12 protein-coding genes are annotated in these 14,014 nt (G+C 47.8%); 6 read left to right on the top strand and 6 right to left on the bottom strand.

Annotation, left to right across the window (positions count from 1 at the left end):
• Positions 1–9 precede the first annotated feature (9 nt).
• From FS818_RS00060 to FS818_RS00050, 3 genes are all read right to left on the bottom strand, one after another.
• Positions 10–960, bottom strand: coding sequence for a DUF1963 domain-containing protein (locus FS818_RS00060; protein ID WP_145328481.1), 951 nt, complete (start codon positions 958–960; stop codon positions 10–12).
• 146 nt (positions 961–1,106) lie between these two features.
• Entirely contained in the window at positions 1,107–2,396 is a 1,290-nt protein-coding gene (locus FS818_RS00055) for an ammonium transporter (protein ID WP_145328479.1), read from the bottom strand.
• The gene (locus FS818_RS00050; RefSeq protein WP_145328477.1) at positions 2,393–2,812 is read right to left on the bottom strand and encodes a hypothetical protein; all 420 of its coding nucleotides are present in this window, start codon (positions 2,810–2,812) and stop codon (positions 2,393–2,395) included. Before FS818_RS00050 ends, FS818_RS00055 begins: the two co-directional genes overlap by 4 nt.
• Before the next feature lie 294 nt (positions 2,813–3,106).
• On the opposite strand from FS818_RS00050, the gene FS818_RS00045 reads away from it, so the two are divergent.
• Positions 3,107–3,598, top strand: coding sequence for a DinB family protein (locus tag FS818_RS00045; protein WP_186375378.1), 492 nt, complete (start codon positions 3,107–3,109; stop codon positions 3,596–3,598).
• Between the two features lie 76 nt (positions 3,599–3,674).
• Here the strand turns inward: FS818_RS00045 and FS818_RS00040 are convergent, their stop codons facing one another.
• Entirely contained in the window at positions 3,675–4,211 is a 537-nt protein-coding gene (locus FS818_RS00040; RefSeq protein WP_145328473.1) for a GNAT family N-acetyltransferase, read from the bottom strand.
• Positions 4,212–4,611: 400 nt separating this feature from the next.
• Positions 4,612–5,664, bottom strand: a complete 1,053-nt coding sequence (locus FS818_RS00035; protein ID WP_186375377.1) for a M23 family metallopeptidase — start codon at positions 5,662–5,664, stop codon at positions 4,612–4,614.
• Positions 5,665–5,885: 221 nt separating this feature from the next.
• On the opposite strand from FS818_RS00035, the gene FS818_RS00030 reads away from it, so the two are divergent.
• The 3 genes from FS818_RS00030 to thrS all read left to right on the top strand — a co-directional run bounded on the left by FS818_RS00030 (position 5,886) and on the right by thrS (position 10,982).
• Complete coding sequence (locus tag FS818_RS00030; protein ID WP_145328469.1) at positions 5,886–6,656, top strand: response regulator transcription factor; 771 nt, start codon at positions 5,886–5,888, stop codon at positions 6,654–6,656.
• Positions 6,653–8,416, top strand: a complete 1,764-nt coding sequence (locus FS818_RS00025; RefSeq protein WP_145328467.1) for a sensor histidine kinase — start codon at positions 6,653–6,655, stop codon at positions 8,414–8,416. Before FS818_RS00030 ends, FS818_RS00025 begins: the two co-directional genes overlap by 4 nt.
• A 550-nt stretch (positions 8,417–8,966) precedes the next feature.
• Positions 8,967–10,982, top strand: coding sequence for a threonine--tRNA ligase (thrS, locus tag FS818_RS00020; RefSeq protein ID WP_145328465.1), 2,016 nt, complete (start codon positions 8,967–8,969; stop codon positions 10,980–10,982).
• A gap of 6 nt (positions 10,983–10,988) precedes the next feature.
• Here the strand turns inward: thrS and FS818_RS00015 are convergent, their stop codons facing one another.
• The gene (locus tag FS818_RS00015) at positions 10,989–11,852 is read right to left on the bottom strand and encodes an SDR family oxidoreductase (protein WP_145328463.1); all 864 of its coding nucleotides are present in this window, start codon (positions 11,850–11,852) and stop codon (positions 10,989–10,991) included.
• A gap of 160 nt (positions 11,853–12,012) precedes the next feature.
• Here FS818_RS00015 and FS818_RS00010 point away from each other — a divergent pair, with 160 nt between their 5' ends.
• Together FS818_RS00010 and FS818_RS00005 are read left to right on the top strand one after the other, a co-directional pair.
• Positions 12,013–12,567, top strand: coding sequence for a hypothetical protein (locus FS818_RS00010; RefSeq protein ID WP_145328461.1), 555 nt, complete (start codon positions 12,013–12,015; stop codon positions 12,565–12,567).
• Between the two features lie 186 nt (positions 12,568–12,753).
• Positions 12,754–13,488 (top strand): MBL fold metallo-hydrolase, encoded by a 735-nt coding sequence (locus tag FS818_RS00005; protein WP_145328459.1) that lies wholly within the window; start codon positions 12,754–12,756, stop codon positions 13,486–13,488.
• Positions 13,489–14,014: the final 526 nt, after the last annotated feature.

Here is a 14,014-nt window from a genome sequence, read left to right as displayed (position 1 = left end):
AACTACAACTTAACTGGAATAAATCGAACAACATGTATGATCAAATTGCTCAGCCTCCAGGTCAGCACCTCGAATGAAAAACTGTAATTCACCGCAATCCAACCACTGAAAACCGATAGCATCATGCGTATCAATTTTTAATAACAGCAACGTGTCCGACAATTCCTCCCACGTGCGCTCTTCTTCTCCATCGTAATGCGCGGTCAGCTTCTTCACGCATTCCTGCTCACTGCCGGTATGTGCCTCACCCAGCTCAATATAACTCAACGCCCGGTGTTCTGCATCGGGATGCTGCCCATCGGGGTAACCAAACATGCCGCCCCAATTCAGCGGGCTTGGGTGATTCCAATCTGATTCGAATTCCAGATAACGGTCTAGCCAACGGCCTTCGAGAGCTCCCTCTGCATCGGAAGCTGCCTCTGAAGCTTTCCCCTGTTCATCCAACGCCGCAGCATCTATGTACGCATATGTAGGAAGCTCAAGGTTAGGCAAGACGGTAACCGAATGCGCTATCGTAGGTTCTCCCCCCAGAGCAGTAGCCCCGTCCGGTTCGCGTTTTACAAGATTATATGTAGATGGTTCGTAGATTACTCGATGTTCAATCGGATAAGCTGCATCCACACTGCCAATAAAAAAGTACAACATGCCCCGCTCCGGCAACGTTCCGCGCCCGTCATTCGGTGTATACGGAGACAAATCCACCATATTCAGCTGGGCCAGAAAAGTCATTGGCACCCCGTCCTTCGTAAGCGGCCAGTCCAGATCATCCGGCAGATCAGGATGTCCGCCAACACGCGAATTTCCTGTTCTGCGATATTCATCCGTTGTGGACACATCCAGGCGAATACCCCAGCGCCCAGCATCCAGCACCAGATCGGCAACAGCACCGAGACCGTATTCTTCTTCGAGGGTTTTACGTGCTTTTCTAGTCAGACGTTCACATTGTTCCGGCTTAATCATATAGATCCTCCCTTTTTGACGTTACACCTATGCTGAGACTTATTCACGTTCACACCTGTATATTCTTCCGCCTTGTCTTTTTTCCCTGCTTTCTGTGTAAAAAAGAGGCTGACCTTCGTCAGCCCCTATCTTTTCATATACTTATGTTATCGATTTGAATCAGAGGACTTCTGTTGATAAGCAATCATATGCTCCTCGCCATCCAGAAATTCATGCGACTGGTGCGCTGCCATCACCCCATGATAACTGATGTCCAGACCGAGGTCTTCCTCTTCCTCGGTTGAACGGACAGGAACCACTTTACCAATGAGCTTCAGTCCGAACCAGGTCATGGCGAATCCCCAGACGACCAACGCAGTCAGACCCAGCACCTGAACGCCAAGCAACTTCCAGCCGCCGCCCATGAACAAACCGCCGTCCGTAGCGAACAGACCTACAGCAACAGTCCCCCACATTCCGGACACGGCATGAACCGGAAATGCACCTACCGGATCATCAATGCGCATGCGATCCAGCCAGTTCGTTGCAGCCATCATCAACAGACCGGAGACAGCGCCAATGAATATCGCCGCCAAATCCCCTACGAATGCACAGCCTGCCGTGATGCCTACCAGTCCAGCAAGTGAACCGTTGATGACGGACGGTGCATCGGAACGATTAAAGCGGAACAAGGTATAGAGCAGCGTAGCCGCGCCACCCGCAGCAGCGGACAGCATCGTCACGATGGCTATGTGACCGATTCTAACATCGGTCGCACTCAATGTACTTCCCGCATTAAAGCCAAACCAGCCAAACCATAACAAGAAAGCCCCTACCGAAGCCAGCGGCAGATTGCTTGGCAATGCAATGGCACTTACACCAAGCGGCGTGTATTTCCCTTTACGGGGCCCGATAATAATGGCAGCCGCCAGTGCAGAGAAACCGCCCAGTGCGTGGATCACTGCCGAACCGGCAAAGTCCTGCAAACCTAGCTGACTGAGCCAGCCTCCGCCCCAAGCCCAATGCCCGCCAATCGGATAAATGATCGCCGTCATCAGGATGATGTACAGCAGGTATGCACGGAAATTGATCCGTTCGGCTACGGCACCGGATACGATTGAGATGACGGCAATCGTGAACGCGGCTTGGAATAGCCAAAATGTCTCCAGGGATACCGGGACGTTCACATGAGAGAGATCACCATTCAGGAAAAAACCTGTCACCCCTATAAATCCTCCAGCATCTGAACCATACATCAACCCAAAACCAATGGCGTAAAACAATAACGTACCAATCGTAATATCCGCAAATACTTTCATGATGATATTCACACTATTTTTATAACGTACAAAGCCAGCCTCCAGCAGGGCAAATCCGCCCTCCATCAACAAAATCATCGCTGCGCTGAGAACAACCCAGACCGTGTCGATCCCGGAGCTTAACGTTTCCAAAGTCATGCCTGTACATCCTCCGTTTCACTAAGCTGTCTGATCTCGCGGATCGTTTCTGGCGGGAGCTCAATCTCTTCTTCCCGGTTATGATCAGCGATCTGAATACGTTCTGCGATCTGATCGAGGTCACGAATACGCCTGCGAATCTGCTCCATCTTGCGAAATCGTTCCTTCACCTGCACCATATATTCCACCGCTTGGTGATGAGAAGCCGGGCGCCCCGCAAACCATTTGCGAACAGGCGACAGCGATTGGTAGGCCACTTCCTCAGCTCTTCGTTTTTGTTCAAACTGCTCAATTTTCTGCTTGAGCGTTTCAATCTCATTTTCTTTTTTGACCTTCAACCGTTCGATAAGGTACAATAGATCGGACGATGATATTTGCAATGCTGTATGGTGATACACCTCGTCGATTACTAACATATCATGTCAGGACTCCTTACATATCAAGTTACTTGTTACCGATTATAGTTTGCCGGGCTATGCCCGTCAATCTTTTTTTCGTTTTACCGACGGCGATATATACGATTCAGCATACCCAATTCCAGGGTATGTTTTTTGTTTTCTCCATAAATTCATTTAACAAGGGGTAATATAGGTGAAGTTCGCATTTAATCTTTCTATGTTCTATGCTGATTAAACAGGAACTCATATGTTCCATTGGACATATACAAACCGTCATGTTATCTTAATAAACCTAAAGAGAGGATGTTCATGATGTTTGAACGTAATGACGAAATACGAGGCCGAATCTGGGAGGCTATCTCTGGATTAGATGAAGATCAATTAAATCAGAAGCCTTCACCCGAGCAATGGAGTATTATACAAGTACTGCGGCACTTGAACCTGATGGAAAATGTAATCACCAAGCAAGCACGTCATGCATTGGAAAAAGGACAGAATGTGTCCATTGAGAAAAAGCCTTATGAAATGTCTCTGGACCGTAGCAGATCGGTTGAAGCCCCTCCTCATGTGCAGCCATCAGCTGAGCCTGAGGCACTCACCGATATTCGCAGCGATCTTGCTGCTTCCCATCAAGCACTGGAACAGTTTGCACGTGAGCATGATGTTGCCCTGTTACGGAGCAAGTCGTTCCCTCACCCCGCGTTTGGTGAGATGGATCTTGAGCAGTGGATTGATTTTACAAGCTACCATGAAGAACGTCATCTGGGACAGATTCAAGAAATCAAGCAACAATTGGGACTGTAAAATGGGTTCCTGATTTGTAAAAGAAGCAAAAAACCTCCGCACTCCACTTATAGTGGTTACGGAGGTTTTTCTTTATTTAAATCTGCGCCTCTTTCAGACGGTGATCTGTTCCCATTTTTTTGCCCAGAATTACAAGGTCCCGATCCATGCCATCCAGCACGGCCACTTCAGGATAGAATCCCCACTGTTCGAAGCCATGCTTGCGCAATAAACCCAGACTCGGCTCATTATGCCCGAATACAAATCCTAGAATCGTCGTGACTCCCAGCTCAGGACAAGCCTCGAATACTGTATTCAGCAACAGCCCACCGGCCCCAATTCCACGGCACTGCTGATCGACGTATACGCTGACTTCTACCGTCCCATTGTATGCCGGGCGCCCATAAAACGAACTCAAACTGGCCCATGCGACAACCTGTCCATCCCGTTTCATTACCCACAGCGGACGACGATCCGGTGTATGCTCGTTGAACCATGGCAAGCGTTGCTCTACCGTCACCGGTTCCAAATCCGCCGTTACCATGCGGCTCTCGATGGTTGAATTATAAATCTCCACAATTCTCGGCAAGTCTTCCAGACATGCATGTTCGATCTGTACCTTTTCCAGTGCCATTCCCTATTCCTCCATTAACGTTTATAAGTTGAACTAAAGATTTTACACAGTCCACTCCGATGACAGAATAACCTGGAGAGTAGCGGTTATCCCCAGATTTTTTTGATTCCCTTTTCCAAAGGGAAAAATCCGGTGATAAAGGCGCTAAGCTTATGCTTCCGATGTAGCTTTCTTGCAGAAAGCTTTTAGCTTCGCTTATTCAGGTTTTTTCTGTCCTCTCCGTTAAAGTGTAAATAAAATTTCCACCTTATCCAGCTCTAATCTCATTCACAACCAAGTTCAAGACTATAATTAATTATAGACGCTATTATAATGGAAAAAGGAAGCTGGCGTACAGCATGTAGAATATCCATACCTCGACAACAAGTATTACCTTTAAACTATTTTTCGCCTGACCTGCTTACTCCGGCAGTCCCTGAACGGTATTGCCCCGTGTCAACTCCTGGCTCTGATCGGCCCAGCGAATATTTAGTGAACGCGATGTGAACAGATCTGGCCCATCGGATACCTGAAAGTGCAAATGAGCTTCACTGGAGTTGCCCGAATTACCTAAATCCCCGATATGATCGCCCTGCTTGACTTTATCCCCTTTTTTCACCGCAACACTGCCTTTTTTGATATGACCCGTGATACTGTATTCTTTATTGCCATGATCAATCACGACATAGTTCCCTGCCGGTTCTTCCGGATTCATCACGCCAGGTACGTTATCCTCGATATCGTTTTTGATCTCCACTACCGTACCGTCCGCAGCAGCATAAAGAGGTTGGCCAAACGCATAATAGTTGGCATTAACCTTGGCATCGCCCTGATAGCTCGCCCCGTCTTTCGTCTGAACAATATCGAGTGCATAGCGCTGTGTTTCGTGCTCGTAATGATAATTTTCCAGAACACTATGGCCTCCCCAGAAGACATACATCTCTCCTTTCATCGGGAACTGAAACTCGGTCTTGGTCAGCTTGTTATCTGTATCCGAATGAGATTCCAGTTGAGTAATATTTAATCCGGCAATCTGATGATCTTCTGTAAAATAGGCGAGGATGCCCTTGGCTCCTGTATCATCTGTCCACGCATGTTCCGTCAAACCATTCATCTCGGTATCCACCACCTGCTTCCACGACTTCGCTCCTTTCAAAAAGCTGTCAGCAGACGCCTTGAAATCCTCCAAGGACACGGCTTGCTTCATCTCAGGAGTAAACTGATTATAAATCGCATCTTTGGAACCCTTCGTCAATGTATCCAAGAGATTGTCGGGTGTTACCTGTTGATCTGTCGAACCCGTATTTTGTTCATTGCGCAAAGTATCATCGTTACCCTTTTGATCCGCCACCTGTTCTGCCGCTTGCTTTTCGGCCTGCTCTGCTTCATCGGAGGTAATTTTGTTACTTGTACAAGCAGAGAGTACAGCAAATGCCGTCACGGTTAGAAGGAGTAGTTTCCATTTCCTATTCATCATTCAACACCCTTTCTGTTTATCTTTTCTTGCTTACCTCAAATCTACATCATGAGTCTTATGGTTGGTCTAACCTTCACTTACATCTAGTTAAACTATCGCCTTACTTTAAGCTTCATAATTAAGCTTCTGTTAAGGCAACCTATCTTCCAATTGGTCTCAAGAATGTTATGATGGGCAATATACAAGAAAGTGAGTTAAAAGGAGGTTAGCATTACATCATGGATCATGTCTCACTACTGCTTGTGGATGATGAACAAGCGATTCTACATATGCTCAAAACCGTACTGCTCAAAGAGCAGTTTCTCGATATCGATACGGTAACTACAGGTGAAGCCGCGCTCGAAGCATGCAGCAACAAAACGTATCATTGTATCGTGCTTGATATTATGCTTCCAGGGAAAAGCGGCTTGGAAATCTGTCCTTTTATACGGCAGGTCACGGACGCCCCTATTCTGTTTCTAACCGCCAAAACAACGGACTATGACAAACTGACCGGATTTGCGGTTGGCGGCGATGATTATGTCGTCAAACCGTTCAACCCGCTGGAAGTCGTTGCAAGAATCAAATCCCTGCTGAATCGCTATTTGCCTTCCAAGGCGACAGCTTTTCAACAGCAACAACAAAATGCCTCATCACACGTAAATACGCCATCTAACGACCTTTCACAAGGTCTATATGATTTTGGACGATTCCAGGTATTTGAACTGGCAGGAGAACTCCGCGTTCAAGGACAGGCTGTAACCTGTCCGGCACTGGTGTTCCAGCTGCTGCTCTTTTTTTGCAAACATCCGAACCGAATCTTCACCAAGTCTGAACTGTACGAACGCGTGTGGGGCTCAGAGGCAATTAGCGACGACAACACGGTTATGGTGCATATCCATCGCATTCGGGAACGCATTGAAGCGGACCCTTCCAATCCGGCATTTCTCGTTAATGTGCGCGGCTTGGGGTACAAACTGATCCAGCCTAACAACCTGTCACGGTCATGAGTATTCGCCGCAAGTTATTGACTCGATTCATCGGTATGCTCACTGGCACGGTGATTCTGATTATTTTGTTAGGATCACTTGCTACCATCTGGGTTTTGCATAAAGTGAATGAAGTGAATATTGTAGATGACTTTGCAGTTAACGGCTTGGATCAACTTATTAATTCAGCGGAGATCATGCCGGATAACACGATACGATACGATCCCGATCTGCTCAAGCAGGTGGATAAAAATCATGGCTGGCTTCAGGTTCTGGATGAAAAGGGCTATGTCATCGACGATTATCATGTCCCTTCCGATGTACCAGACCACTACAAACCAGGAGAATTGATCGCCTACTGGGAAGCTAATAAACCATTTCCCTACCAGCTATCCATGCTGATCCGGGAAAAGGACGGGAAAAATTTTACGTTATTATACGGAGAACGAAATGCGGCCAAATCCCTACTTGATGAAATCCGTCCAAAGCTGTCGGATGAGAAGGGCAAACTGATTGTGAAACCAGCGGAGCAAGAAACGATTCGCAAAGCAGATGGCTACATTCAGATCCTTGATCCCTATGGAAAAGAAATCGACTCTTATAACAAACCGGCTGTTGGCGTGCCCAGCCAGTACAGTATTCAGGATCTCGTTCTTCAGGTCCGTTACCCGAATCGCTCAGGTATATCGGTCGCCACATGGTACGATAACCAAAACGAAACGACCTGGATGGTAAGTGTACGGATGGATTCAACTGTCGTTGAGAAACAGAATCCGTACGCTTTTATTCTTGAACCTGCGCTCATCGTCTTGATCTTGTCCATCATTGCGCTGCTGATTTTACTTGCCTTATGGTACGCTAATCGATTCGGCGCCCCGATGCTGCACATGCTCCAGTGGTTGCAGCGACTCGAGCAAGGGCAATATGAGGAACCAACCGGAGCATCAGGTATTCCGCGGAGCCAACGCCGCAATGGAAAATGGAAGCGTAAATATCATGTGTATGGCGACGTACTTCACTCCATGCAAGCTTTGTCCCATACACTCAAGCAGGATGAGGAACTACGGAAACAAACGGATTCCCTTCGAGAGGAATGGATCGCCGGTATCACGCACGACCTCAAAACACCTCTTTCCTCCATTCAAGGTTACGCACATATGCTGGAAACAGACAAATACACCTGGACAACTGAAGAAGTTCGAGAATTCGCAGGCATCATGATTGACAAATCCATGTATATGGACAGACTTGTGAATGATCTTGCGATGACCTATCGTCTGCGGAGCGGAGGATATCAACCTGAGGTTGAACGAACTGACGTAAATACGTTGCTTCGTGATCTGGTGCAGCGAGCCGAGCGCAACCCTGCGTACGGTGAAGGACGTATTGTTTTTCAATCTGCAGACACACCTGTTTATGGGCTAGTACACGTTCCTTCTTTTGAACGGATTGTAGATAATCTCACCGCTAATGCTCTGCTGCACAACCCACCCGAGTCTGTTCTCGTTGTTCGTGTAGAAGCCGGTGAACGTGACGGTGAATTTACAATCGAGTTTGCCGATAATGGGCGAGGCATGAGTCCGGAGACCGTGTGGAAGCTATTTGAACGCTATTACCGTGGTACGGATACGGGAACGAGTGACGTGGGGTCAGGACTTGGCATGGCGGTTACGAGAGGCTTAATCGAGGCAATGAAAGGTCGAATTGAAGTGTCATCTGCACCTGGCGAAGGAACAACGATTCGATTGATCTGGATGCAAAGCGCAAAAGAAACGGGCTAGCCCGCATTCGAACATTCCACTTGACCTTTCCATTTTCAGTCTATATAATCGACTCTCAAGTAACACCTGTTCCCTTTATCAAAATAAATTCTGCATACTACAGGATCAACGGATCTGAAATTGACTTGTGTTATTCAGTTCGTTGCATCCTTCATATTTAGCGATGACCAGAGACATGATTTGGATTGCGTGCTGCCCAGAGAGAGAAGGGATTGGTGAAACCTTCTTCAGCGAACGAATCCAGGTTACCCCTCTGTAGCCGTGGTCTCGAACCTCCGACAATGTACAGATAATGTGTAGATCATCTAAATAAATGATTTCAATCGAGGATCTCGCAAGATGGTTACATGTACGGTCAGTAGAGTTCACCGCCTGATCCCCGTTAACGGATTCCAATGAGGGTTATGATGGTTCTGTTTGCGGCGGCTGGCCGAAAGCAGAATGCAACATAACCAAATTAGGGTGGAACCACGAGCCAAGCGCACTCGTCCCTTCTCCGGGACGGGTGTTTTTTGCGCTTCCAACACAAAAATACAGGAGAGTGGTTCACATGAGTCAAAATAAACAACAGGCGTTTGAAAACAACCAAAAATCCTTGGATGACCCGCACGTAGCAGCATCAGATTCGTTGATTGAAGAAGGGATTGCAGTCCGGTTGCAGGGCGGTGCTGTACGTAGTTACAAAGCAGGCATCACTGTCGGCGAAGTTGCCTCTTCAATCAGCACAAGTCTTGGCAAACAGGCGATCGGCGGGATCGTGAATGGACAGAATGTCGATCTGAGCGAAAAACTGGAGCGGGACTGCGAACTCATCATCGTTACACTGGATAGCGAGGAAGGTCTGCAGAGGTATCGTCATAGCACAGCACATGTGCTGGCACAGGCACTGAAACGTTTGTATGGCGCGGACCACGTAAAGCTGGGGATTGGACCGGTCATTGAAGATGGATTTTACTATGATGTTGATCTGCAGCAGTCCCTCTCCATCAGTGATCTGGAAGCCATCGAGCGGGAAATGAACAAGATTATTCAGGAAAATCTTCCAATCCACCGCAAGGTGGTTAGCCGGGCGCAAGCTTTGGACATATTCGAAGCCATCCAAGACCCTTACAAATTGGAGCTTATCCGTGATCTGCCGGAAGACGCCGAACTTTCAATTTATGAGCAGGGTGAGTTTTTCGACTTGTGCCGTGGCCCTCATCTTCCATCCACTGGCCTTATCAAAGCATTTAAACTGCTGCATGTGGCAGGGGCCTACTGGCGCGGAAATTCCGACAACAAAATGATGCAACGCATCTATGGCACTGCTTTTCCAAACAAAGCCCGGTTGCAGGAACACCTTCACATGCTGGAAGAGGCGAAAAAGCGGGATCACCGCAAGCTCGGCAAAGAGCTGGAGCTGTTTATGTTCTCTGACGAAGCCCCTGGCATGCCCTTCTACCTGCCCAAAGGCATGACAGTTCGTACAGCGTTGGAGCAATTTTCACGGGAGTTACAACTTCAGGAAGGATATCAGGAGGTTCGTACTCCGCTGATGATGAACAACCGCCTGTGGGAACAGTCGGGTCACTGGGAGCACTACAAGGATAACATGTACTTTGCGGACGTGGATGATGCTACTTTTGCCTTAAAACCGATGAATTGCCCCGGACATATGCTGATTTTTAAAAACACACTGCATTCCTATCGCGAATTGCCGATTCGCATGATGGAATTCGGTCAGGTTCACCGTCATGAATTTTCAGGAGCACTGAATGGCATGATGCGGGTGCGGACGTTCTGTCAGGACGATGCCCATCTCTATGTGATGCCTGAACAGATCGAAGACGAGATTAACCGGGCAATCTCCCTGATTGGACGGATGTACGACATTTTTGGATTCGATTATAAAATCGAGCTCTCCACACGCCCCGAAGATTCCATGGGCTCCGAAGAATTGTGGGATCAGGCGGAACAGGCGTTACGGAATGTCTTAGACGCCCGCGGTGTGGAATATCGCATTAACGAAGGCGACGGCGCCTTTTACGGGCCGAAGATTGACTTTCATATTCTTGATGCGCTGAAGCGAAGCTGGCAGTGCGGAACGATCCAGCTTGATTTTCAGATGCCGGAGAAATTCGATCTTACTTATATCGGTGAAGGGGGTCTGAAACATCGCCCAGTCGTGATTCATAGAGCTATTTATGGCTCCATTGACCGTTTCATCGGCATTTTGACTGAACACTATGCAGGTGCGTTCCCACTCTGGCTGGCTCCTGTCCAGGTCAAGCTGATTCCGGTATCGGATCATTATGCCGACTATGCACTTGAGGTGCAGAGCCAGTTGCGGGCAGCAGGTATCCGTGTAGAAACAGATTTACGCAATGAGAAGCTTGGTTACAAGATTCGGGAAGCACAGATGGAAAAGGTCCCTTATTCGCTCGTACTTGGTGAACAAGAGAAAAATGCCTCATCCGCCTCTGTCCGTGCATACGGTCAGGGAGATCAAGGCATGCAACACATCGATGCTTTTGTCCAGATGGTTCAGCACGCGGTGATGAATAAGATTGTGCTCGGACAGTTATGAGAGAGGTTATAACCTCTCGTCAGGTTGCAAACCAACCTGTTCTTCGCTCCACGTCCATAACTGCTCGGCGGCCGCATCATCCAAAGCATGGTCTTTCAAGCGCTGCTCCTTCTGCTGATAGAAATACCGCCCAGTCACTCCGGTGACATCTGGACTTGTCGCCAAGTAGATCGCTGTCCGTGCCCCTTCCTCCGGTGTCAGGAAAAAAGGCAGCTTGGCCGCAAGTGCCATGATGCGGGTGCCGAATCCGGTATTGCGATCCACTCCGATGCTGGTTCCTACTGCACCTGGATGTAAACAGTTCGCCGTAACGGAAGTTCCGGCGAGCTTACGAGCAAGCGCCCGGGTAAAAAATACGTTAGCCAGCTTGGATTGGGCGTAGCTTTTGATCGGGTTATAGCCTTTTCGCAAATGTGGATCATCAAAATGAATCTTACCGGCTTTGTATGCTCCAGACGATACATTTACAATTCGGCCCTGTTTAGCCGCTTTCAGTGGTTCAATGAGAAGCAACGTAAGCAAAAAGTGACCCAGGTGATTAATGCCAATGCTTTGCTCGAAGCCCTCCGTCGTTTCTTTGCGCTTCACCATCACGACGCCTGCATTATTCACCAGTACATCCAGGTGATCATAGCGTTCGCGGTACTTGCGTGCAAACTGGCGGATGCTACCCAGCGAACCGAGATCACACAGCATCAGCTCGATATCCGCAGAGCCGGACTCGCGTAAAGCTTGCTGCAGCGCCTCTTGTCCTCTCTTTTCGCTGCGGCAAGCCATAATGACGTGATATCCTTGTTTTGCAAGTTCAATGGTGGTTGCCAGCCCCATACCCGAGTTGGCTCCTGTAACGATGGCTGTCTGAATGGACATGAGGTGTCCTTCCCTTCTGAACCGGAGGTTCCGTAAATTATTTTGACGCTAAGGCATTATGTTCCAGAATATGAGATAATGAAGCGATCACCTGATCAGCAACATTCATGATTCGATCATGCTCCATACACATCTCGGTACCCATGGGAGGACAAGTCGTATGCTAACCCAAGAGGATTTCAAACACGTCAAGAAACTCGCCAAGCTTGAGATCAAACTGCTGGAACAGGAATATCGTGATATTCTGAACCATGACGATTCCTCAATATATGAAGAATACGAATGGCTACACGAAGAACAGTCAAGCGAGCTTACCCGCAAACGCAAAAACCGGAGATACGCATCGCTAACTGTGGAGTTATGCTCTATTATGGAACAGATGTTATTACAGCTTTACAAACGTACGTATCAGAAAAAGTTTAATTCGACCCAGCTCATGAAAACTCCTGCTTACCGGGCACGCTCCAACATGGAGATGCTGGAGTCCGAACTGGGCAAGCAACATATTGCTTTGAAAGCGGGCAAAGAGCCATGCAGCACAGCGCTCCATCAGGCGTTCCAGACAAGGAACAGACTGATTCACGAGAACTTCTCGTTCGTAGCCATTGTGAAGGATGGCAGCAATGAAGAGGACACCTTTGAAACCATTTTACATGCGGTGAAAAAATACAGGAAACATCTGAGCTATGAACCGAACGTTCAGAACAAGGAGTAAGTACGTGATTACGTGATTAAATAATGAAGTAATTACTTACGCGTTTCTTGATGCAAATGGGGAAATGAACAAGGTACAAGGTACAAGGTACAAGGTACAAGGTACAAGGTACAAGCCGAGTTTACTGTCCATTATTAAAAACAAAACCATATAAGGAGGTGCTCCGGACACATATCCGGATATTTTATGAGCCAACCTATACCATCCATCACAGTGCTAACACTCAACATACCAACCCCTACGGGCAACAGCCCTATTCATCCTGTGCTTCTTCATGACGAGGACGGATACACGTTAGTAGACACGGGCATGATCGGCCAATTTGCCGAATTACAATCGACGCTCGAAGAGTTGAACGTCCCTCTCTCCGAGATTAAACGTGTGATTGTCACACATCAGGATATCGATCATATAGGTAATCTGGGTGCTCTGCTGGATGCTATTCCAGGCCTTGAAGTTTGGGCTCATACAGATGAAATTCCTTATTTGACAGGTGCCAAACCTCTAATCAAATTCACGCCGGAACGCCGTGCCATGTTACCTGCCCCTGTGCTGGCTCTGGCCGATCAATTGCTGATGCAACTGCCTGAGATCCACATCAGCAGAACACTTGCGGACGGAGACATTCTTCCACTCCAAGGCGGAACACAAGTCATTCATACACCAGGACATACGCCAGGCCATCTGTGTTTTTATTTTAGCGAGCAACAGTTCCTGCTTGCTGCCGATGAACTGCGCGTCGTTGACGATGAACTGGTCGGCCCAGCGCAACCAGCAACGCCAGACATGCCCGAAGCACTTCGCAGTCTGAAGAAATTGACCGGCCTGAACGTAGATAAAGTTCTCTGCTACCATGGCGGAGAATATACAAAGGAGCCTGCAAAGCGCATCGCCGAACTTGCTGAGAATTCCGAAGCTTAGGTATAAGATTACAGTTTGTGCACGCGACGCTCTGGAGGTTAAAGCTTATAAATATTGGGCGGATAACAACCAATAGCATTAGAGTCACGTAAATCCTTCTCACCGTGTACATGGGTAGACAGACTCTGAAGCTGGTTTATGCTTTCCCTCGTAGCTCTAACTAAATTCCATAACTAGATTGCCTGTAATTCAAAAGCTGTTCCTCGTCTGTATACTGGCGGGGACAGCTTTTTTTGACTTTTATCGCGATGGATGCGTCTGTAAACTAACAAAGCAGAGCAATATCGAGCGAATACGCGGAGCCCTCCACCTGCCAGCGACCGCGTATCTACCATTGGATGAGTATTTACCTTCTAGCTACTCAATGCTCCGAGTCCGCAAAATTCTAACGATCACCAGAAGCCTTATTGGGCCTGATTCGCCACGTTTTATTTTCTAACGATCACCAGCTTTAAAGCCCCCTAATCCAATTGGACACTCAAAGCTACCTCAGATACACTAAATGAAATGAGGAGAGTGTTCATGA

The organism is Paenibacillus xylanexedens (genome assembly GCF_007680605.1).
GTDB classification, from domain to species: Bacteria; Bacillota; Bacilli; order Paenibacillales; family Paenibacillaceae; genus Paenibacillus; species Paenibacillus xylanexedens_B.
The sequence above is the reverse complement of the archived record's forward strand: the minus strand, read 5'-3'. Positions and strand labels throughout refer to the sequence as shown.